Annotated in this window: 19 protein-coding genes and 1 pseudogene; 16 read left to right on the top strand and 4 right to left on the bottom strand. The window is 36.6% G+C overall.

All coding sequences use genetic code 11. The features are described 5' to 3' along the window. Nucleotides 1-109: 109 nt before the first annotated feature. Both AC3ISB_RS16980 and AC3ISB_RS16975 read right to left on the bottom strand, forming a co-directional pair. Nucleotides 110-730, bottom strand: coding sequence for an NAD(P)-dependent oxidoreductase (locus tag AC3ISB_RS16980; protein ID WP_489273759.1), 621 nt, complete (start codon nucleotides 728-730; stop codon nucleotides 110-112). 243 nt (nucleotides 731-973) lie between these two features. Continuing rightward, nucleotides 974-1,150, bottom strand: coding sequence for a hypothetical protein (locus AC3ISB_RS16975; protein ID WP_185151520.1), 177 nt, complete (start codon nucleotides 1,148-1,150; stop codon nucleotides 974-976). A 277-nt stretch (nucleotides 1,151-1,427) separates the two neighbouring features. Between AC3ISB_RS16975 and AC3ISB_RS16970 the strand changes: the two genes are divergently transcribed. Next, entirely contained in the window at nucleotides 1,428-2,417 is a 990-nt protein-coding gene (locus AC3ISB_RS16970) for an MBL fold metallo-hydrolase (RefSeq protein WP_489273758.1), read from the top strand. A gap of 429 nt (nucleotides 2,418-2,846) precedes the next feature. On the opposite strand, the gene AC3ISB_RS16965 is transcribed toward AC3ISB_RS16970, so the two are convergent. Continuing rightward, the gene (locus AC3ISB_RS16965; protein ID WP_181762245.1) at nucleotides 2,847-3,665 is read right to left on the bottom strand and encodes a histidinol-phosphatase; all 819 of its coding nucleotides are present in this window, start codon (nucleotides 3,663-3,665) and stop codon (nucleotides 2,847-2,849) included. A 239-nt stretch (nucleotides 3,666-3,904) separates the two neighbouring features. Between AC3ISB_RS16965 and AC3ISB_RS16960 the strand changes: the two genes are divergently transcribed. The 13 genes from AC3ISB_RS16960 to AC3ISB_RS16900 all read left to right on the top strand — a co-directional run bounded on the left by AC3ISB_RS16960 (nucleotide 3,905) and on the right by AC3ISB_RS16900 (nucleotide 17,413). After that, on the top strand, nucleotides 3,905-4,540 hold the full coding sequence (locus tag AC3ISB_RS16960; RefSeq protein WP_141993481.1) for an FMN-dependent NADH-azoreductase: 636 nt from the start codon (nucleotides 3,905-3,907) through the stop codon (nucleotides 4,538-4,540). A 704-nt stretch (nucleotides 4,541-5,244) separates the two neighbouring features. After that, on the top strand, nucleotides 5,245-6,474 hold the full coding sequence (locus tag AC3ISB_RS16955; RefSeq protein WP_489273757.1) for an NAD(P)/FAD-dependent oxidoreductase: 1,230 nt from the start codon (nucleotides 5,245-5,247) through the stop codon (nucleotides 6,472-6,474). Nucleotides 6,475-7,332: 858 nt separating this feature from the next. Then, complete coding sequence (locus AC3ISB_RS16950) at nucleotides 7,333-7,962, top strand: fumarylacetoacetate hydrolase family protein (RefSeq protein WP_098371727.1); 630 nt, start codon at nucleotides 7,333-7,335, stop codon at nucleotides 7,960-7,962. 196 nt (nucleotides 7,963-8,158) lie between these two features. Beyond that, nucleotides 8,159-8,587, top strand: a complete 429-nt coding sequence (locus AC3ISB_RS16945; protein WP_347939783.1) for a MarR family winged helix-turn-helix transcriptional regulator — start codon at nucleotides 8,159-8,161, stop codon at nucleotides 8,585-8,587. 658 nt (nucleotides 8,588-9,245) lie between these two features. Next, on the top strand, nucleotides 9,246-10,190 hold the full coding sequence (locus tag AC3ISB_RS16940; protein WP_489273756.1) for a sporulation protein: 945 nt from the start codon (nucleotides 9,246-9,248) through the stop codon (nucleotides 10,188-10,190). A gap of 430 nt (nucleotides 10,191-10,620) precedes the next feature. Further along, nucleotides 10,621-11,316, top strand: coding sequence for a GntR family transcriptional regulator (locus tag AC3ISB_RS16935; protein WP_141993476.1), 696 nt, complete (start codon nucleotides 10,621-10,623; stop codon nucleotides 11,314-11,316). 24 nt (nucleotides 11,317-11,340) lie between these two features. Further along, a complete protein-coding gene (locus AC3ISB_RS16930; RefSeq protein ID WP_489273755.1) occupies nucleotides 11,341-12,510 on the top strand; it encodes a M20/M25/M40 family metallo-hydrolase in 1,170 nt (389 codons plus the stop codon). A 12-nt stretch (nucleotides 12,511-12,522) separates the two neighbouring features. Next, on the top strand, nucleotides 12,523-13,365 hold the full coding sequence (locus AC3ISB_RS16925; RefSeq protein WP_141993474.1) for an ABC transporter permease: 843 nt from the start codon (nucleotides 12,523-12,525) through the stop codon (nucleotides 13,363-13,365). Next, nucleotides 13,362-14,150, top strand: a complete 789-nt coding sequence (locus AC3ISB_RS16920; protein ID WP_452450308.1) for an ABC transporter permease — start codon at nucleotides 13,362-13,364, stop codon at nucleotides 14,148-14,150. Before AC3ISB_RS16925 ends, AC3ISB_RS16920 begins: the two co-directional genes overlap by 4 nt. Nucleotides 14,151-14,173: 23 nt before the next feature. Further along, the gene (locus AC3ISB_RS16915; RefSeq protein WP_141993472.1) at nucleotides 14,174-15,256 is read left to right on the top strand and encodes an ABC transporter substrate-binding protein; all 1,083 of its coding nucleotides are present in this window, start codon (nucleotides 14,174-14,176) and stop codon (nucleotides 15,254-15,256) included. Between the two features lie 13 nt (nucleotides 15,257-15,269). Continuing rightward, the gene (locus AC3ISB_RS16910; RefSeq protein WP_489273754.1) at nucleotides 15,270-16,352 is read left to right on the top strand and encodes an ABC transporter ATP-binding protein; all 1,083 of its coding nucleotides are present in this window, start codon (nucleotides 15,270-15,272) and stop codon (nucleotides 16,350-16,352) included. A gap of 570 nt (nucleotides 16,353-16,922) precedes the next feature. Then, the gene (locus AC3ISB_RS16905) at nucleotides 16,923-17,150 is read left to right on the top strand and encodes a hypothetical protein (protein ID WP_489273753.1); all 228 of its coding nucleotides are present in this window, start codon (nucleotides 16,923-16,925) and stop codon (nucleotides 17,148-17,150) included. A gap of 143 nt (nucleotides 17,151-17,293) precedes the next feature. After that, complete coding sequence (locus tag AC3ISB_RS16900; protein WP_452450311.1) at nucleotides 17,294-17,413, top strand: GNAT family N-acetyltransferase; 120 nt, start codon at nucleotides 17,294-17,296, stop codon at nucleotides 17,411-17,413. A 112-nt stretch (nucleotides 17,414-17,525) separates the two neighbouring features. Here AC3ISB_RS16900 and fabF read toward each other — a convergent pair whose 3' ends face one another. Next, the gene (fabF, locus tag AC3ISB_RS16895) at nucleotides 17,526-18,761 is read right to left on the bottom strand and encodes a beta-ketoacyl-ACP synthase II (protein ID WP_141993468.1); all 1,236 of its coding nucleotides are present in this window, start codon (nucleotides 18,759-18,761) and stop codon (nucleotides 17,526-17,528) included. 121 nt (nucleotides 18,762-18,882) lie between these two features. Between fabF and AC3ISB_RS16890 the strand changes: the two genes are divergently transcribed. After that, on the top strand, nucleotides 18,883-19,737 hold the full coding sequence (locus AC3ISB_RS16890; RefSeq protein ID WP_098371678.1) for a helix-turn-helix transcriptional regulator: 855 nt from the start codon (nucleotides 18,883-18,885) through the stop codon (nucleotides 19,735-19,737). Nucleotides 19,738-19,883: 146 nt separating this feature from the next. Further along, nucleotides 19,884-20,472, top strand: a pseudogene (locus AC3ISB_RS16885) (transposase); the annotation flags it as partial. Between the last annotated feature and the right edge of the window lie 31 nt (nucleotides 20,473-20,503).

Here is a 20,503-nt window from a genome sequence, read left to right as displayed (position 1 = left end):
ATTGTTCAGCGATTGTGTACTTTTCGAAGATAATTGAACCGGCTAAGCGGACGTGATGGTTTCCTCACCTCATCTACGATTTCAAGGGGAGTAATGCTAGTAGGAATGGTTAGTAGGCAATACCTACTCGTGATTTTAAATAATCGCTACTTTTTATTTGGCTAAATGCAAATTCTGCTGTATCCGGCACGGATATTTCAGCCCCATTCTCCGGTAAAAAGTCACCTTCTACACGATATGTACCAATACTTTCTCCATCCGGCAAATACGTAGGACAGACAATAGTCCATTGAAGTGTTGATTGTTTAAGCATTTCGTAAACTATATGATGTTCTTTCGCTGCGCGGGTAGACCTACGCTTTGAATCACTGGACTGATAACGCAGAGTATTTGGGGTTGTTCTACTTTGCAGGATTCCTGCTGTTCCAATGGTAATAATTCGTTGGATACCTTCGTTTTCCATTGCTTCGATAATTAGTGGCATACTTGCTGATAAAGTGGTAGTCCCATCGGTATTCAGTGCACTAATAACTACATCAATCCCATGCATGGCACGTCCGATATCATCTTTAATTAGTACATTACCTTGAATAATGGTTAAATTGGCATCGTTCATTCCAATCTTTTCAGGAGTGCGAGCCAAAACTGTAACATGATGTCTGTCTTGAAGACCATAAGTAACTAAGTGCCCCCCAACTCGACCAGTTGCACCCAATATTAAAATGTTCATAGAAACGAACCTCCTTTTGCTAATATAATCATTCCACTAACATTATATCGTCATTTTCAATTAATGGGAGCTTTAGTGCACTAGGACATCATAATTCAGCACTTGCTGGCCGGTATCTCAAGAAGAAAAATGTTCGTAGATAAAGATACAAAATGGGCCGCTCAAAAGCTTCCTGAGGGCCCATTGAAATGGAAAAATATAAAAACGTTTTAAAAAAGGACAATGGCGACCACAATTCCTTCTCTAATATTCCTGTCCTTCTTTCGATTTTAGAAAAGAATCAACTGATTCATCTAATAATTTTTCCCGATTAGGATCTTCATTGACATCAGTATCCACTTCCATTCCGTTGTAATTTAATTTACTAACCTGACTTTTATGTTGAGCTGGATAATGGTTATTATTTTTTTTGTTTGTCATATAAACTCCTTTTTTAACAGATATTTTCTCTTTAGTATGAACAATTGATCCAATATGAAATCCAATATTCTGTAAGATTATTTCAGCTTGAGTCTTGTTGTCTTGATGGAAGGTTGAATTAGTATACATGATTTTACTTTGGATATTATTGACTGAATATTATAAATATTGTAACATTCAGTTTGTGGACCTATTTCCGAAACTGTGTTTTACATTTAAAACAGGAATTTGTTCTTCTTTGAGTAAAGAAAAAATAATCTGACAGGAGGTTTTTGTTATGAAGAAAAGAATAAGGAATACTTCTTTTGTTTTTTTGTTGGGAGTTTCAATAATTCTATCATTATCATTATTTCTTCCTTCTTTTGGCCAAACAGCTGAACAGCAAACGGACTTTAAAGTAACTCTACTAGGAACAGGTTCTCCTCTTTTAAGTACCACCCGCTCCGGTCCATCTACACTTGTAGAAGTTGGTGATGAAAAACTCCTCTTTGATGCTGGACGTGGTACTGCTATACAATTATATAAAGCGAATATGTTACCGGGCAGTATTGACAAGTTATTTCTTACTCATTTGCATTCGGATCATACAATCGGCATACCAGACGTATGGCTTACAGGTTCTTTACCAACAGGAGGGAAAAGAGAGCAAGCATTTAAGATTTGGGGACCTAAGGGAATCGAGAAAATGATGTTACATATGAATAAAGCATTTAAAGCCGATTTGGATGCAAGAGATGATTCTGGAAATGGAAACGTTGAAGGAGCAAGTATCGTCGCAAATGATATCAAGGAGGGGGTTGTCTATAAAAAAAAGGGAATTGAAGTAATAGCCTTCAAGGTTGACCATAAATCAATTGAGCCTGCTTTCGGTTATCGGGTTAATTACAAAGGACATTCAGTAGTCATCTCAGGTGACACCCGCTATAATGAAAATCTAATTAAATTTGCTAAAGGCGCTGACGTAGTTATTCATGAGGTTGCAGCTGCAAGACCTGATAATGAATCAGAATCAATAGCCAATATACTTGATCTTCACACTACACCGGAAGAAGCAGGTAAAGTCTTTAGCCAAATACAACCAAAACTTGCTGTGTACTCACATATTGTATTATTGGGTGGATTAACAGAAGAAAAAGCTAATTTGCTCGAAAGAACAAAAAAAACATATGATGGAACAGTTATAGTAGGTGAGGATTTGTTGTCCATTGAAATAGGGGACAAGGTACAAGTAGAACAGCCGGGAAACGAGGCGAACTCGGGGAACTAAAACAGACCAGCTTCAGCTATATAATGAAAGCGAGGAACTCTTCCTAAAAGAAATAAACGTTTCTATTCTACCTCGGCTAGGGGAATAAATCATAGCTTCTTTCTAGCTATTTAACAAAAGGACAGATTGATTGAAGAAGCCGACCATTAAAAGGTCGGCTTTTTCATATACTATTTTTAGCAGAAACCGCAATAGCCTTTAATGGGGGAGGAACGCCACCGTAAACTCCAAAATCACAAAAAATATGACCTTGAGCAGTCGGTGCGAATGGAAAAATCTCGGACAGACCTGATCAACTTTTTAGCTAGGCTAGTAGGTATAGATATTTATGGTAAATAGGGAAACAGGGTTATGTTTGTTATGACACACGAGACCTGGTTAGAATGGAAGATGGCTACCGGACCAGTTCTAATCCTATTGACTGGAAGGTCAAAGTGGAGTGAGAATCCTTTGCTTGTTAACAAAGTAAGCCCACTCAGAAAAGCCGATTTCCTTTAGTCTTTTTTTAACTTGTTCAAATTCATCGCCAATACGTTCAGGTGTATGCGAATCTGATCCAAATGTTACCTTCACATTATAGAAAAGAGCTCGTTCTAAAATGCCATCTGCTGGATACCACCCACCACACTCTTTTGTTTTACCAGAGGTATTAATCTCAATGGCGATATCTTCTTGACTAATGATTTTTAAAGTTTTTTCAATACTGTCTGTTTCAATGGATGAAAAGGCAGGATAAAACCCTTTCATTGCATCAATATGGCCTAAGATTTGAAACACTCCGCTTTTTGCAGATTTCTGTATTAATTCATAGTATTCATCTTTTAATCTTGCCTGTTCTTTAGAAGTTAAACCATTCCAACGCCCTTTTTTAAAAATGCTAATGTCTTGAACATAATGAACAGATCCAATTATGTAGTCAAAAGGGTGTAAAAGATATTGATCACGGTAGACTTCAATGTGGTCAGGGAAGAAATCACTTTCCATTCCTAATAACACCTGAATTTTACCTTTATATTCCTCTTTTAAGCGAAGTACTTCCTCAATATAAGGGACAAGTTCACTTTTTGCCATTGCAATAGTTGGGTAGAGATGGTCGTCCTCACTATAAAAATATGGAGAATGATCAGAAATCCCAATATATTGCAAGCCGTATTCAATGGCTTGCTTTACATAATCCTCAATTGTGCCGATAGCATGTCCACATCGTTCATGGTGAGTGTGCAGATCAAATTTTATTGAATTCGTCATTTCCTTAAGCCTCCTAAAATAACCGGGTTGTCTTGTTATATCATATCCAAAATTCACACTCTTTCTCACAACTTGAAAGAAGATTTATACCTGCATTAAATCTGCCGTTTTATGGGCGGGTAACGGATAATTTTATACATATCAATTAAAGATATTTTAGTTCGAGCAATTGTATAAATGTTGAATTTCCAAGACAAAATAGAATGTTCAAATATGTAAAAAGAAAGGAAAGATACAGAATGACTAAAGTATTGTACATTACAGCTCATCCTCATGATGATAAACAATCTTACAGTATGGCCGTTGGAAAAGCATTTATTGACACTTATAAAGAAGTAAATCCTAGCCATGAAATTGTGAATATTGACCTTTATAAAGAAAATATTCCTGAAATTGATGTAGATGTTTTCAGTGGTTGGGGGAAACTTCAATCTGGAAAGGGCTTTGAAGAACTTTCGGCAGAAGAGAAAGCAAAAGTTAGTCGACTCTCAGAGTTATGTGAGCAATTTATAGCTGCCGATAAATATATATTTGTAACACCTTTATGGAATTTTTCATTCCCGCCAGTAATGAAAGCTTATATAGATTCCGTAGCTGTTGCAGGTAAATCATTTAAATACACCGAACAAGGCCCAGTTGGTCTTTTAACTGATAAGAAAGCCTTGCATATACAAGCTCGTGGTGGTATTTATTCAGAAGGACCAGCAGCAGAAATGGAAATGGGTCACCGGTATCTAAATATCATTATGCAATTCTTCGGAGTGCCTTCCTTTGAAGGTGTATTCGTTGAAGGACATGCAGCAATGCCTGATAAAGCACAAGAAATAAAAGAAAATGCTATAGCACGATCAAAAGATTTAGCTTCTACTTTTTAAGCTAAGAGTCAAAACTGTAGGCAAAACTCGAGGAAAAGCAAGTTTGCCTACAGTTTTTATTTAAAAAGTTGTTGATTTCATAAATCCGCTACCTTTCTGCCGACTGTCTGCCAAGCCTCATCAAAGCAAGCGTCTGTGGGGGCTTGGCTAGCCAGTTAATCGGCAGGAGTGTCACAAATTTCTTCAACACAGGAAGTTCATTACAATTAGGTGAAAATTCATGAAGGATAACCAAGTTTTCTAATATAAAATCATGGTTCGGGGTGAGACCACTCCGAACCTCTTTTTGTTTGTCAAAATAAAAAATAATATGTGGAATTTTTCTTGCCTCACCAATCAAGGGCATCTCTAATAAAGGATTATGGTTTTTTTATTTTGTGCGGCTATTCATTATTGTTGCTTTTGTATTCTGGATTGGTTTAAAGATGCAAACGATATGCCAATGCTTTTCTGTATATGCTAGTGGGGTAGAGGGGGGCCTTTGTAATTACTCTATCCAGTGGGATGAAATCCTTAATTAATTGAGGGAGCTCCTATAAGAAGAAGTAAAAAAATCGATTCCTTAACATAGCGGAGATCGACTTTGGAATTCTCTGTACTTTTTTTGTTTTAACTTCCATACTTTTATGTATGTAGTATATTTTTATCAAACTCTGCTAATGGATAAGCAAGTCAATAATTGTACTTGAAAACGGAGTGATACGATGAATAAGATGTATGACGTCATCATTACCGGTGCTGGATGTGCCGGCTCTGCACTGGCAATTTATCTTGCTAAGGCAGGTTTCCATGTGTTGTTAGTGGACCGATCGACTTTTCCAAGGGACACATTATCAACCCATACCTTTTTCAATAATACTGTCGCTCTTCTTCGAGAAATAGGTGTCCTGGACAAGCTGCTGGAAACAAAAGCACCACCGGTACGGGATATTAAATTTCAATTTGAGGATACCGTGATAGATGGTCTCATCCCTGTGGTTTACGGAGAGGACAGCTGTTATTGTATTAGAAGGACTTATCTCGATCAAATCCTATTTGAACAGGCCAAATCTCAAATGAATGTAACCGTTTTAGAAGGTTTTCGTGTGACGGATGTCATCCGTGATGACGAAACAGTAATAGGCGTGAAAGGCTTAGACGGCAACTACGAGAAACAAGAATTTTTAGCTCGCCTGGTAGTGGGGGCAGACGGCCGATCCTCTATTATTCGCAAGCTGGTAAAAAGTGAACTCAAAATAAGTATTCCGGCAACAGTCGGTATTTATTTTGGGTATTTTTCTGGATTTCGCCACGATGATGTCCCTAAATTTGAAGTATACAAGATAAAAGATAACACAGCCATTCTCTTTCCAACGAATGATGATTTATATGTTATTGTCGGCATTTTCCCATTAGAAAATAAGGAATTGATAGAACGGTTGAAATTAAATCCGGAAAACGGTCTACGCAATCTCTTGACAGATAACTTTCCTAATACAACAATTGGTGCTCGCTTGAAAAATGCTGAAATCGCAGAACCGGTCAAAGGCATACTAGGATATGATAATTACTGGTATAAAGGAATGGGAAAAGGATGGGCGTTGGTTGGTGATGCGGTTTGTTTTAAAGATCCTGGCATGGCGCAGGGGATCCATGATGCTATATGTGGAGCACGTATTTTATCAAATATTCTATTAAAATATAAGGGACAATCCGATCAATCGAATCAAATGTCTGAAGAATATCAAAAGGCAATAGAAGATGAGTTTATGGTCCGGTTTCACATGGGATGCCAAATTTCGAAGAATGAACGCATATCTGAACAGCAGGATGCTGTCAATAAGCTAATCAGTTCCCATCCAGAGGCCATAGAGAAGTTTTTAGGGATTTACAATTACGCAAACGAGCCCGCTGTTTTAGAAAAGGAACTCGCACGAATTATGCGGTCTATCTAGCAATGATTTAATGATCCAAGTACAAAAATAATTCGCTATAAACATAGAGCAACAATATGCTGTTAATTTTAAGGTAGGACAACTAATTCAAAAAAATATAAATCAGTTCAATCTCATTTTGGATAGCGTTTCCTCTTTGGTGAAGTTGCCCGGGTTACACAATACAGCTTACTCTTGAGCTTAGACTTAGTATAGGGGTAGCGCGTCAGTGGAGCTGCCCTTAATATGGGGTTTACGAGGAACATTTAATCAATCTTTGCTTCAAAGCTGTAGTGGGTACTTTTTTTAACAGATCTATAACCCAATAAGTGAATAAAAAAATCATTTCCTAACGGCAGGAAACCGCTTTTTCGCTGGGATTTGCTAGCGGACAAAATACAAAGTTTGGCGGTCCCCCTTCTATATCGATGGAAAAAAGCGACAAAACAAATGAATGGGACGATGTTATTTGTGTAAATAAAGAACTGATTTTGAAGGTTGTTTATACACTTTATAAAGGCAAAAGAAGAGAACGCAATAAATCTGGTTTATGTTCCACCAAAGAATGTGAAAAATTTCATTATAGTTATTCTTCTAATCCGTTATAATTATTTTTGCATATTGTACGAACATGAAATTATGTTATCTAAATGGATTTTCTTTTAACAGGTATAACGGTTGTATAAAAAGTCAGAAAAATATAAAATATACTTAAATCGGAGGATTTTTTCTTATTTACTGTAACAATTTGTGATTACTAATCTGGCTGACTATTAAACCACGATTGTCATGACTAGAGAAAGTTGCAATCATTTCTTAATATTTACCTTTTGCTATTCATTAATTTTTATTTCTAAAAAGAAAAGAGTGAGTTTTATGATGAAAGACATTAAAAATATCTATTGTGTAGGTCGAAACTATGCTTTGCATGCAAAAGAGTTGAATAATGAAATACCAACTTCCCCTTTTTTATTTTCAAAACCAACTCATTCGCTTGTGGAAGCAAAAGGTCAGTCAATTACTTTGCCGAGTAATCAGGGTTCCGTTCATTTTGAAACTGAACTTGTCATACATATCGCAAAGCAGTACGAATCAGGAATGAAAGTAGATGAAATGGTTGATGCGATGGCCATTGGGTTGGATTTAACACTTAGAGATGTTCAATCACAGTTAAAACAAAAACAGCACCCTTGGCTTTTGGCTAAAGGATTCAAAAATTCAGCTGTTGTTAGTGATTTTATTCCGTTTCCAGGTGTCGAAGCATGTGAACAATTAGATTTTTCCCTGTTAAAGAATGGAGAGCGTGTACAAGTCGGAAATATTAAAGACTTACTATTTGATTTGCAAACCATTATAGAATTTACAGAAGAGCATTTTGGGCTTGGGAAAGGAGATATTATTTTTACCGGTACTCCAAGCGGCGTAGGACCACTATCAGATCAAGACAAGCTTTCACTAAACTGGGGTGGAAATGAAATAGGATCCTGTTCAGTTACACTGAATTCATGAAAAAAGAGCAGTCATTTTGACTGTTTTTTTTTATGGAATAATTCAATCTTAGACAAAAGGTAGAAACTCGTCTAAAATGAAGAGAACAATATATCATCTTTAGAACAAAGTCCCGAGCACTAAAATTAAATCCATGACGATGATCATTTAAAGTGCCATATATTAATTATAAAGGATAGAACAGGGTGGAATGGGCATGACAAACAACCAAGAAAAGAAGTATTTAGATAATTGGCTATCTCTTACTAATATTCAAATGAGCATTACCAATGAGCTGGAAAGTGCTTTGCAAAAAAATCATAACCTGTCGTTAAAAGAATTTTACGTTCTATACTTTTTATCCAAAACAAGCGATAAACAATTGAGGCTACAACAATTACAGGAGATGGTTGGATTAAGTCAAAGTGCTATTTCAAGGCTGGTAGGCAGGCTGGAAGCAAAAAGCTGCGGAGCATTACAAAGGCATATATGTGAAGATGATCGAAGAGGTATCTACACACGATTAACTACATTAGGTGAAGAAAAACTACAAATTTCCTTAAATACTTTTCATGAAATTCTGCACGCTGCTTTTTCAAAAGGAAATCTTCAGGATGAATTACAATCTTTAATCCAGAAATTGTAATATGGTTCTTGCATCTATTAAGCTGTAAGTGAAGTCTGTTATTTCTATATATATTAGCTAGGAATATTCATTTGCACAGAGTACTGATATTATTTAAAGCTGAGTGTTGCCTTTCGCTTTTGTTGACAAAAGGGGAAGTGTAAATGCGGAATTGAATGTAAGCGCATGCATATAAAGAAGATGGAATGGCCAATAAAGTTATGGGAAATGGAGAATTTGACCATTATAAATAGCTTAATAAAGATGAGCTTCTTGTTATTAAAGTACTTTCAAAAAAATGCCAGGGGCAGAAGTGTTAGCCCCTGGCATTCTCTTTTTCATTTATTGTGTTTTAACTCTCTTTAGAAGGTGAGACGTGCGATTCAAATTGCTGCTGCCTTTGATCCGCCACTTTATATCCTTGCTTCCTCAAATAAGCATCTTCGCCAATAGTCCATCACCAGCATCGGAAAAAAGATGACGTACCCCATTATCTTATAAAGATCACCTACTGCAGTAAAATCATTTGAAACTATTTTCATTTTTCGACGTATTACTATCAAGGGTAATTTAGAAATTTCCTGAAATACGAATAGATTTCTTGTCATTTCTTATTACGCCCAATTTTACTTACATATTCTTAAGGCGGATTGAGATAATTTCGAAAGGAAGAGGAAGCATGTTCAAAAAAATTTTAGCAAGTTTAGGAAAAGGAGCCGCAACTGTAGATTTACAATGTGGTAATCGTAATTATAAAGCTGGAGAAAGCATTCAAGGGGAGGTTGTCATTCAAGGTGGTGAGGTGGAACAGAAAATTAATCAATTGACTGTCCGCTTTATGATGAATGTGGTATTAAAACAAGGAAGCGTTTCAAGGGAAGTTGCCCATATACCATTAATTAATCGAGATCGTATTCACCCTAAAGAAAGTAAGGTCATTCCTTTTCATTACGTCCTACCTACGAATATACCTATTTCTAGTGGAACTGTTTCATACTATTTGGATACACATCTTGATATTGAGGGTGGGGTTGACCGCAAAGATGTAGACCGGCTAGTCATCCAATCCCAAAAATCTATCCAATCCATTTTTAATGCAATGGCTCAATTAGGTTTTCGCGAGGCAGCCGACTCGGGTAAACTTGACCAATATGGACAGGAATTTGCTTTTTTTCCCACTCAACAATTCATGGGACAAGTAAATGAAGTTGAAATGCGGTTTGCCAATGAAGAATCAGGTATCCGGGTCTGGATGGAAGTTGACTGTAAAAGCGGCTACAAGGAAATTGAAGCAAAACGTGAGTTTCATTTAAATCAAAATGTTCTTGAGCATGAAGCCGGACTTGAAAAACTATTAGGAAAATTTATATCGGAAGCTATTGATCAGCCTTATGCTTTTAATCAGCCTTTCTCTTATTCCGCAAACCAGCATCATGGTCGCGCTTCCCAAATGGGAAACGCTATACCTGGAATGGTTGGTGGATTAGCAGTGGGTGTTTTAGGGACGATGTTATTTACTGAGATGATGGAAGGTTTTGATATTGAGGAAATGTTTGAAGAGGCAACAGAGGATTTTGATGGGGGATTTGATTCTTTTTTTGATAATGGAGATGGGGAATCCTAATAAAGCCATTAGAGAGTCCTGTGTCAACCAATATTATTAGTTTGTTTTTTTGTAGAAAAGAAAAAGTACCCACTAATCATTGCTTAGGTAAGGATTGGTAGACAAGCGTTACTTACTTTGATCAGTAAGTAACGCTTGTTTTAATGTTGTTTTGCCAGGAGGGCACATTTAATTGTGCAACTTGCTTTCTTTTACATATGCTCCGATTTTCCCCTAAACCGTAGTTTTTTTGCCTATTAATACTCCTATAGTAAAAACTTCTTCATTTGATGATATTTTACCGTTAATTCAATGTAAAAAGTGTGGAGTGACACAAGTATTCTTGGAAACTAAAAAATTTTTATATAAATATTCAGAATTTTAAAATAAATATATTGTGCATTGTATACAATATGGCATATAATGAGTTTAATATACAAAAGGAGGGGAAATGGATGCGATGAAGTTAAATAAAATTAAATCTGTTTCAATCGCTTCAGAAGTTTTTGATCAACTTAGATTAAAGATAATCAATGGTGAGTTGAAAAATGGAGAGCGATTGGTTGAAATGAATCTAGCCAAAGAAATGGGAGTAAGCAGAACTCCTGTTAGAGAAGCGGTACAACGATTAGAACAAGAAGGTTTAGTAGAAATTCTCCCCAGAAAGCACTGCGTTGTGAAAGGCATAACCTTTGAAGCCATCAATGAAATTATCCTCATTCGTTCGTTATTAGAGCCTACTGCTGCTAGAGTTGCCGCGTCCAAAATCACCGATGAACAGCTATTGAAATTAAAAAGTTATCTAGAACAGTCTGAAATGTATTTTCAACAAGGTAGAATTGAAGACCTTATGAAGGTTCATGATTTATTTCATGCGGAAATCATTAAAACTTCTGGGTTAAACAGACTGATCAATATGCTAGAAAACTTACATGATTATATTGTTCATTTTAGATATTCCTTTTTAAGTAGACCCCACCTTGTTGAAAGATCCATCAAAGAGCATTCTGAAATCTATGAAGCTTTATGTAGCCGTGATGAAGACAGAGTAGAAAAAGTATTTATCAAACATCTGAGCGGAATTACAGATTATGAAAAAGTGGTATTGGACGATATGCCTTCCGAACAAATTGGTTTGGAAAAATGATGTATTCAGAATAGGGGGATTGTAATGAGCAATATGAAAACGAAAAGTATCCGTGAGGAAATCAAAGAAACGATTCGAGTTTTGAGTGATGAAGTCGGGCAACGATTCGCTGGAACAGAAGGTGAGTGGAAGGGTACAGATTATATTCACCGAAGACTTAGCGAATTAGGAGTGGAAACTGAAAAGCAAGTGTATCCTTTTGTGGGGTGGGAGCCTGAAGGAACACCTGAGCTTGAAATCCTGTCTCCAATTTCTAAAGTGTTAAAAACGGCATATCTCCTTTTCTCTGGATCTACTCCATGTACAGGAATTAAAGGGAAGCTTACATATCATGGAATAAAAGGCTTAATTCCGGGCGTTTATGATATGCCTTGTTACAATGTTTTAGGTGCTGAAGGAGAAATACTGGCACAGGTTGTTGTAAATAGCGGCGGTGACCCAATTGCATTATTGAATCCAAGAGCAAAATTCCCAATTCCTGCTGTAGTGATGAGTTATGAAGATCATCTTCGTGTACAGGAGTTATTAAATGAAAATCATGACATTGAGGTATTTGTAAAGGTAGAGGGAAAAATAAAGGAATGTAAATCGGCAAACATCATTAGTCATCCATATAAATCGAAAAATACAGACGAAAAGAAAAAAGTAATTGTTTGTGGTCACTCTGATACTACGTTAAATACTCCTGGAGCCTATGATAATGGTTCAGGTATAGCAGGAATCGTTGAAGTTGCCAGAAGACTTAAAACCGAAAATCATGATTTTCCTTTTGATGTAGATGTCATAGCATTTTCCAATGAAGAAGTTGGATTCATAGGAGCCGATTATTATGTAAATGATTTAAAAGAAAAAGGAACACTTAATGAAGTAGCGGCAGTTATCAATCTTGACCAAATTAGTGCGGGAGACAAGATATGGTCCTGGGTAGGGCCGGAAGATTTCCGTCAAAAGGTAAAAGAAAGTTTCAGAGAAGCTGGAGCTTATGATAGCGATGACTTCGAAGTTGATGTTGATACTCCTAAAGCGGGAGCAGATGAATGGATGTTCCATTTAGAAGGGATTCCAACGGCGCTCCTTATGTTTTGGAGATTGCCGGACTATCATCGTCCGACAGATACTATGGAAAAAATCGAATATGACAAAGTGGAGCTTATTATCGAGACTGTTTTCAACTTACTCAATCGAATAGAGTAAAGGAGAATTCCTATGTCCAAAAAAACTGTTTTTTTCTTATTGGCTCCATCCGTATTGATCTTATTAGGACTTTTTGTTATACCTTTAATTGTTGTGCTAAATAATTCCATCTTGGATGAAAGCGGAAGAATAACGTTTCAGCATTATCTTTTATATTTTAAGGATCAACACTATTTATCTATTACCATACGTTCAATAAAAATTTCCTTAATAGCTACTTTTATCACCTTGTTGGTCGGTTATTTTATCGCCTACTTCATTACCAAATATATCAAGAGTAAGAAAATTAAGCGTATTGCCTATATCGTGATCATATCACCATTATTTACGAGTGCTGTCGTAAGGTCATTTGGATGGATGGTCATTTTAGGAAATAACGGATTTATCAACAAAACTCTATTAGGGCTGGGTATCATCTCCCAGCCTCTAAGACTTCTGTATAACGAGACTGGTATAATAATTGGTTTAGTTTATATATTGGCTCCCTTTATGATTTTATCCATTACGACAGTTTTGGAGAATATAGACAGCAGGCTGGAAGAGGCTGCATCGGATTTAGGTTTAGGTCGTTTACAAACCTTTCTAAGGGTAACGCTTCCATTGACAGTCCCAGGAATATTAGCAGGCAGTGTTATGGTTTTCTCCCTGGCAATTAGTGCGTATGTAACGCCTGCTATGCTATCCGGTGGAAGGATCCAATTGATCGCGACCGTTATCTATGAACAGATGATGCAGGTATTCAACTATCAGTTCGGTTCTGCGGTTGCTTTTGCTGTGTTAGTCTTTAGCTTTTTGATTATTGGATTGAACCATTATTTATTAAGGTCTGACTGGATAGAGGAGGGAAGACGTTGATCTCTAAAGTAGTAATGTGGACAATAGGTGGCTTCCTGCTTTTATTTCTGGCCTTTCCATTATTGGTATTGATTAATGTTTCGTTTACTGAACTAAATTATTTAAGTTTTCCTGGACAAGGTTTTACATTGAAATGGTATCAAAAGCTTTTTGAGGATATATCTTACTTAGAATCCTTCATATATAGTTTTAAACTATCGGGTGTCGCTACTCTAGGTTCGATATTAATTGGTATTCCAGCCTCATATGGTTTGGCAAGGAATAATTTTAAAGGCAAGGGGATTGTGATGAGTCTTATCTCATCCCCTCTCTTGCTCCCTCAAATCTTCTTAGGCTTGGCACTGCTTCAGTTTTTTTACTACTTTACTAATAGCCCACAGAATTTCTTAGCCCTAGTTTTAGGTCATATCATCATTACTTTGCCTTATGTGGTTCGGACGTGTGTGAATAGCTTTCTTGGGATAAGCCCATATATTGAAGAAGCTGGAAGGGATTTAGGTGCGGGTGCATTGAAAACCTTTTTCATCATTACATTGCCACAGATGAAATCTAGCATTATCGCTGGAACACTGTTTTCCTTTGCGGTTTCGTGGGTAAATGTTGAAGTTACGATTTTCTTGACCTCTGCCGATCAGATGGCACTTCCGGTTAAAATGTTCAATTATGTTCAGTACAATATCGATCCAATGATAGCTGCTGTTTCAGCCGTGACGATTTATATTGCATTTTTCTTAATTCTTGTCATTGATATGTTAGTAGGCATTGAGAATGTTGCTTCAAAATAAAACATGAGACTAGGGGATGTTCTATGAAGAAGTTAAGTGTTTACACCATTTTGTTGGCGATTATTTTAGTAGCTGCTACTGGTTGTGGAAAGCCCATTCAACCAAAAAGTGGGGCGACAGAAGCCAATTCAGATGTACAAGAACAAGAAATATCCATTGCCATTTTCGGTGGTGATTGGGGTGAAACTATCAAAAAGCATATTATTCAACCTTTTGAAAAAGAGACTGGTATCAAGGTGAGAATCATTGAAGGCAATTCAACTGCAACTTTTTCCCGTCTATTACAGGAAAAAGGGGCTCCTACCATCGATTTAGCCTTAATGGATTCCGGAATTTCTGAACTAGCTCACGAAAAAGGAATTGTTGAAAATATTGATATTAGTAAACTAAAAGAAAACGCTGCCCTTCTGCCTGAAGCATATCAAGGTAAAGGTGAAGAAGTATATGGAGTAGCTCTAGGGTATTGGGGACTAGGGATTGTATATAACAAGGACGTAATTAAAAACCCACCAAGGTCGTGGAAAGACCTTTGGAAGGAAGAGTATAAAGGAAAAATAACGGTTCCAACACCTGCTACTACCGGAGGACTTCCTTTATTGGTACAAGTTTCTGAGCTTGAAAGAGAAGCAAAAGGGAAAGTGGAAAAAGGATTTCAGAAAATGAAGGAATTAGAAGTAGTAGCATACTTCGATGGTTCTGGAACAGCCACTAATCTATATCAAAGCGGGGAAGCATCAGTTGGAGCTCACTACGGAGGACCTACATATGTAATGCAAGACCAAGGTCAACCAATTGAATTTGTTGTACCGAAAGAAGGCGTTCTAGGTGCAGGTAGCTTTTGGCATGTTGTGAAAGGCTCGAAAAAGTCTGAGCAGGTTTATTCCTTCTTAAACTATGCTACTACTAAGATTGCACAGGAAGGCATTGCGAGTGATTTATATTTGGCACCAGTTCATAAGGATGTAGAATTAGATGAAAAAACACTTGAAAGAATGCCATATGGCAAAAACGGCACCTTAAAGGATATGAACATGCCTGATTATAATCTCATAAACCAACATCGAGATGAGTGGACCGAGCTATGGAACAGAGAAATCGGAAATTAAGGAGGTTTCAATCATGTCAGTGGTTCCGATTGTAGAAAACAATATAGCACTTGTAGCCGATGAAAAAGTCAGCATTATCGAGTTAAAGAGCATCACTAAGAAATATAGTCAAGCGATAGCTGTAGACAACATTTCCCTTAATATAAAGGAGGGTGAGTTCCTTTCGCTTCTGGGTCCAAGCGGATGTGGGAAAACCACTACCCTTAGAATGATTGGCGGTTTTGAGCTTCCAAATCAAGGGAGTGTTAAGATCGATGGGAAAGAAGCCGGGAATTTGCCACCCAACCAACGTCCGGTTAATACGGTTTTTCAAAACTATGCTTTGTTTCCTCATTTAAGCATTTACAATAATATTGCTTTTGGATTAAAGCAAAAAAAAATATCAAAGGCGCAAATTGCAAGGGATACAACCGAAATTATCGAAATTATGGGGTTGCAGCATCACAAGGATAAATATCCAAGGCAACTATCAGGTGGGCAGCAGCAAAGGGTTGCACTTGCAAGAGCTCTGGTAAATAAGCCAAGAGTGCTCCTTCTGGATGAACCATTAGGAGCACTAGATTTAAAGCTAAGAAAAAAGATGCAGTTTGAATTAAAAAAACTTCATGAACAATTCGAAATCACGTTCATATATGTCACTCATGATCAAGAAGAAGCATTAATCATGTCCGATCGAATTGCTGTTATGAACCAAGGGAGAATTGAACAAATTGACACGCCTCAGCAAATCTATAACAATCCAAAGACTCTTTTTGTTGCCGACTTTATTGGGGAAACCAATGTAATAGATGTGGAATTATTAGAAAGCCAGAATAGAGAAAATCTATTAAAAGAGTTTTCGCAAGTTAAGAATTCAGATAAAAAGCTTGTAATAAGACCTGAACACTTAAACATTACCCAAAGTCGCTTTCAGCCTAATCGAATTACGTTTGAGGCTAAATTAAAAAAAGTCCATTTTGTTGGTTCAAAAAGAGTGGTAGAGTGTGTATCAGGCTCTCAGGAGATTGTTGTTAACCTATCTGATGAGGAGCAAATGGAGCATCTAGGTGAGAATATTTGCTTGAGTGCTAGAAAAGACTTAGTGAAAATACTTTAATATGTTGGTACGCTCTGTTAAAGGAAACTTTACAGAGTTTTTTTATTGAAGTAACTAGACAGCGGCGCAAACTCTTCACCGAAATTTAGCATTCATTTTATGCGTTCCCGGAACAGTTCAGTAAAAACGAAGTCATATATAGCCGATTGTGATAAATGGATTAGGTGAAGCTGATTATGAAGCTGATCATTTTATGTAGTTAATAAGAGTCATGAAAGAAAAAAACATGTAGGTAACCTAATTCATTCTTACTTAATGATTGAGTTTAATATATAAAGTCAATCTACACATAAGGGGTTTTTGGTTATATAACCTTTTGAGGAAATTATTATTATTTTAATAATGAAGAAGTGAAGAAGAGAAAATATGAATGCTCAACTATACCTATATAACTCCCTTAGAGATAACCACAAAGGTAATGATGGTATCGACTTTTTGATTTCTGATTTGTTTTAATGCTTTCATCTCCTGGATATAACCCTTCAGTTTTTGATTTAGGGTGAAAAAAATGAATAAACAATCATATAAAGCCAATTCTATATACAAGAATGATAAAAAGGAGATTACATCGTGAAGCCATATGAAATAAAAAATATGATTATTGATGACGAGTTTGATGGTGAAGAATCGGTTACAGCTGATTTTACTCACAATGATAAAGAATATAGCATTACTTTTAAAAAAGAAGATCTTGAAATAATTAATACATGGGTTTTTGAGGATGGTTCATCTCTTCCAGCAAATTTATCAGGTACTATCATTGAATTGATAAGGGAAGATATTAAAAAGAAAATCTAGTCATTTGCACTAGATCTTTTTTATGGTCATATTCTTAATCAAAGAAAAATTTAGCCTTGTTTATATTGATGAAAAAAGATAATGAAGAATTATTGCTTGTGGTGCAATACCAATAAGAGTGGAATAAGCATTAAATAACTAAAATGTTTACTTCAGAAAACTATCGTGGACAAGGAATCTTAACTATTTTGTTAACTAAATTAGTCGATGTAGCTAAAGGTATAAGAAAAATATGCCTTTATGAACAAGAGACAAGCCCTTAATTGATGAAAAAAGGGCTTTTTCGTAGTTAATTACCTAAAAGATCCATTAAGGTAACTAACTAAAGTTTCTCTTGAGGATCTTTAATTTTAAAAATACGATGCGAGAGTTAATTCACTCGTATTTTTTTAAAACGATTGCTGCATTATGTCCTCCAAAACCAAATGAATTGGATAGACCAGTACTTATTTCCACCTTACGGGCAATACCCGGTACATAATCTAAATCACATAATGAATCAGGCTTTTCTAAGTTGATGGTTGGAGGGATAATTCCTTCCTGTAAACTTTTTGCCAAAGCAATTGCTTCCACGCCTCCAGCTGCTCCTAACATGTGACCAAGCATAGATTTATTAGCTGTTATTGGGATTTGATAAGCTTTTGATTCAAATAGTTTTTTAATTGCCAGTGTCTCAGAACGATCTCCAACTTCTGTACTTGTTGCATGAGCGCTAATGACATCAATCTCTTCAGGGGAAATTTTTGCGTTTTTCAAAGCCATTTTCATTGCAAGATAGGCTCCTTTACCTTCTGGGTGTGTAGCTACCATATGATAGGCATCAGAACTTGCACCATACCCAATGACTTCTGCATAAATTTTTGCATCTCTACGTAAAGCGTGGGACAAAGATTCCAAGATTAAAATTCCTGCTCCTTCTGACATGACAAATCCATCTCGATTTACATCAAAAGGGCGGCTAGCTTTAGTTGGATTATCGTTTCTCGTTGATAATGCTGTAGCATTGCCAAAACTAGCTAAAGATAAATCTGTTATAGCTGCCTCTGCTCCTCCTGCAAAAACGGCATCAGCTTCTCCAAAGCGAATAAGTCTGAATGCTTCACCGATAGCTGTATTACCAATCGCACAAGCAGAAACAGGTGACATAGTAGGCCCCATTGCGTTCCACTTGATACTAATTTGAGCTGCGGCAGCATTTGAAATCATGGCTGGTACCAGTGTTGGACTAACTCTTCTTGGACCTTTCTCTCGAAGAGTATCCACATTATCAATCAATGTTTCAATTCCTCCTATCCCCGAACCAACATATACGCCAAGTCTTTCCAGATTGATATCATCAATATCTAAATTAGAATCAGTCCAAGCTTGTTCAGCAGCAGCCAAAGCAAATTGAGTAAAGCGATCTAGACGTCGTGCTTCATTTTTTCCTAAGATATCATCTGCATTAAAATCACGAATAATTCCTGCAATTTTTGCTTTATGATTGCTTACATCAAATGTATCAATAGAGGAAATGCCCGACTTCCCATCAGTCAGATTTCTCCAAAATTTTTCTACGCTGTTTCCAATAGGAGAGACTACTCCCATTCCTGTAATAACGACTCTTTCCATTTTTCATCACTCCAAATGAATAGTATACTTGTATTATACTTCGGAGTTATCCTATTACAAGTGAGTGTTTATCCTGGTATAATAACTACTAGGTTAAATTGTTATGAAGGGGGTTTTAGAAATGAATGATAAAACCAGACTTGAAGCATTGTCTTCATTTTTGAAAACGAAGCGATCCCAAATAAAGCCTGAATCTATAGGTATACCTGCTGGTACACGGAGAAGAACACCTGGCTTACGAAGAGAAGAAGTTGCACATTTGGCGGGAGTCAGTACTACTTGGTATACGTGGCTAGAGCAAGGTCGGGATATAAAGGTCTCTACAAGCGTATTGGATTGCATATCTACAGCCCTACAGTTAAAAAATGATGAACGGGAGTATCTATATGATTTAGCTTTAGAAGTGAAATCATCCATTATTCATCGAAAGAAGGATCAGCCAAAACTTAGTCCTTCTTTGGAAAGAATTTTAGCTGAGTTAACGTATTGCCCTACTATCATTACAGATCGACATTGTCATATTGTAGGGTGGAATAATGCTGCTGCTCATGTATTTTTAGATTTTGAACAACTCCCGGATGACCAACGAAATTTGATCCATCTAATATTTACAAGAAAAGAATTAAAAGCATTAGCTGTGAATTGGGAACATTTTGTTAAAGGATTTCTTGCCATTTTTCGTGCCTATTATGGTCACTACTTAGGGGATGAATGGTATAGCTTATTTATTAATGAAATGAGTAGTTCTCACCCGGAATTTCAATCTTTATGGCAAGAAAGTCAAGTAAGCAAAGCTCCAGAAATGATGATTGAATTTAGACATGCTAAAGCCGGAAAGATGCTGTTTAATTTAACTTCTCTCCAAGTCCAGGGGGACATGGACTTAAGGTGCAGTATCTATACACCAGTAGAGGGAACAGCTACAGAAGATAAATTAAAACGATTAATGAAGAAAATCTCCATTGAAAGTTCATAAACCAGCATATTCACTTTCTTTTATAGATAGATTATCATGGTCAAACCTTACTTAAACTGATCAACAATTAGTAAAGCTCTTTTTGCCTATTAATCTTTAGGACAAGTTTTATAATCGGCCTGATATTCCGCGAGAGTGTTATGTAGTTCTGTCCTAGCCGATCGGTTCAAGGGGCATGGGAAAAGTCAAAAAAAATAATGGACTCCGCATCTCGAAATCCATTCCAAAAAAACGTGTATGAAAGTCACGTAAGCAATCTTCGTATGTATATTGAGTTGATTTTTCATTACCAGGGACACCTCTCTGATTTGGAAGGTCGTATTGTGGCCCTGGCAAATGAACTGGAAGAATATAAGATCATCCAATCGCTTCCCGGTATAGGAGAAAAAATCGCACCCACGATTATCTCTGAAATTGGTGAAATCGATCGGTTTAATCATCCGAAAAAACTGGTTGCCTTCGCTGGAGTAGATCTAAGTGTTCACGCATCGGGGAAGTTTACGGAAACCATTAATCGTACAACTAAAAGAGGTTTGAGCAGGCTAAGTCATTCTCTGTATCTTGCCGTACTATCGGCATAAGAAGTTCATGGAACAAAAAGCTTAAAGCAACCTATGATAAGAAAAAATCAGAAGGAAAACCTGCCAAAGTACAATCGTTGTCTGTATTAATAATTTGTTTCATTGGATTTACTCACTATTAAAGAGAAAAGAAACGTTCCTAGATTTAGCCTAATTAACGGTTTTGTGAAACAGAGAAAAATCCT

The organism is Peribacillus sp. GL_122 (genome assembly GCF_057835005.1).
Note: the sequence above shows the minus strand (reverse complement) of the source record. Positions and strands in the feature narration are given on the sequence as shown.

What these genes read in the sequence shown, in the direction of transcription:
- AC3ISB_RS16980 (WP_489273759.1), bottom strand. Translation starts at nt 730, where the DNA reads ATGAACATTTTAATATTGGGTGCAACTGGTCGAGTTGGGGGGCACTTA.
- AC3ISB_RS16975 (WP_185151520.1), bottom strand. Translation starts at nt 1,150, where the DNA reads ATGACAAACAAAAAAAATAATAACCATTATCCAGCTCAACATAAAAGT.
- AC3ISB_RS16970 (WP_489273758.1), top strand. Translation starts at nt 1,428, where the DNA reads ATGAAGAAAAGAATAAGGAATACTTCTTTTGTTTTTTTGTTGGGAGTT.
- AC3ISB_RS16965 (WP_181762245.1), bottom strand. Translation starts at nt 3,665, where the DNA reads ATGACGAATTCAATAAAATTTGATCTGCACACTCACCATGAACGATGT.
- AC3ISB_RS16960 (WP_141993481.1), top strand. Translation starts at nt 3,905, where the DNA reads ATGACTAAAGTATTGTACATTACAGCTCATCCTCATGATGATAAACAA.
- AC3ISB_RS16955 (WP_489273757.1), top strand. Translation starts at nt 5,245, where the DNA reads ATGAATAAGATGTATGACGTCATCATTACCGGTGCTGGATGTGCCGGC.
- AC3ISB_RS16950 (WP_098371727.1), top strand. Translation starts at nt 7,333, where the DNA reads ATGAAAGACATTAAAAATATCTATTGTGTAGGTCGAAACTATGCTTTG.
- AC3ISB_RS16945 (WP_347939783.1), top strand. Translation starts at nt 8,159, where the DNA reads ATGACAAACAACCAAGAAAAGAAGTATTTAGATAATTGGCTATCTCTT.
- AC3ISB_RS16940 (WP_489273756.1), top strand. Translation starts at nt 9,246, where the DNA reads ATGTTCAAAAAAATTTTAGCAAGTTTAGGAAAAGGAGCCGCAACTGTA.
- AC3ISB_RS16935 (WP_141993476.1), top strand. Translation starts at nt 10,621, where the DNA reads ATGGATGCGATGAAGTTAAATAAAATTAAATCTGTTTCAATCGCTTCA.
- AC3ISB_RS16930 (WP_489273755.1), top strand. Translation starts at nt 11,341, where the DNA reads ATGAGCAATATGAAAACGAAAAGTATCCGTGAGGAAATCAAAGAAACG.
- AC3ISB_RS16925 (WP_141993474.1), top strand. Translation starts at nt 12,523, where the DNA reads ATGTCCAAAAAAACTGTTTTTTTCTTATTGGCTCCATCCGTATTGATC.
- AC3ISB_RS16915 (WP_141993472.1), top strand. Translation starts at nt 14,174, where the DNA reads ATGAAGAAGTTAAGTGTTTACACCATTTTGTTGGCGATTATTTTAGTA.
- AC3ISB_RS16910 (WP_489273754.1), top strand. Translation starts at nt 15,270, where the DNA reads ATGTCAGTGGTTCCGATTGTAGAAAACAATATAGCACTTGTAGCCGAT.
- AC3ISB_RS16900 (WP_452450311.1), top strand. Translation starts at nt 17,294, where the DNA reads ATGTTTACTTCAGAAAACTATCGTGGACAAGGAATCTTAACTATTTTG.
- fabF (WP_141993468.1), bottom strand. Translation starts at nt 18,761, where the DNA reads ATGGAAAGAGTCGTTATTACAGGAATGGGAGTAGTCTCTCCTATTGGA.
- AC3ISB_RS16890 (WP_098371678.1), top strand. Translation starts at nt 18,883, where the DNA reads ATGAATGATAAAACCAGACTTGAAGCATTGTCTTCATTTTTGAAAACG.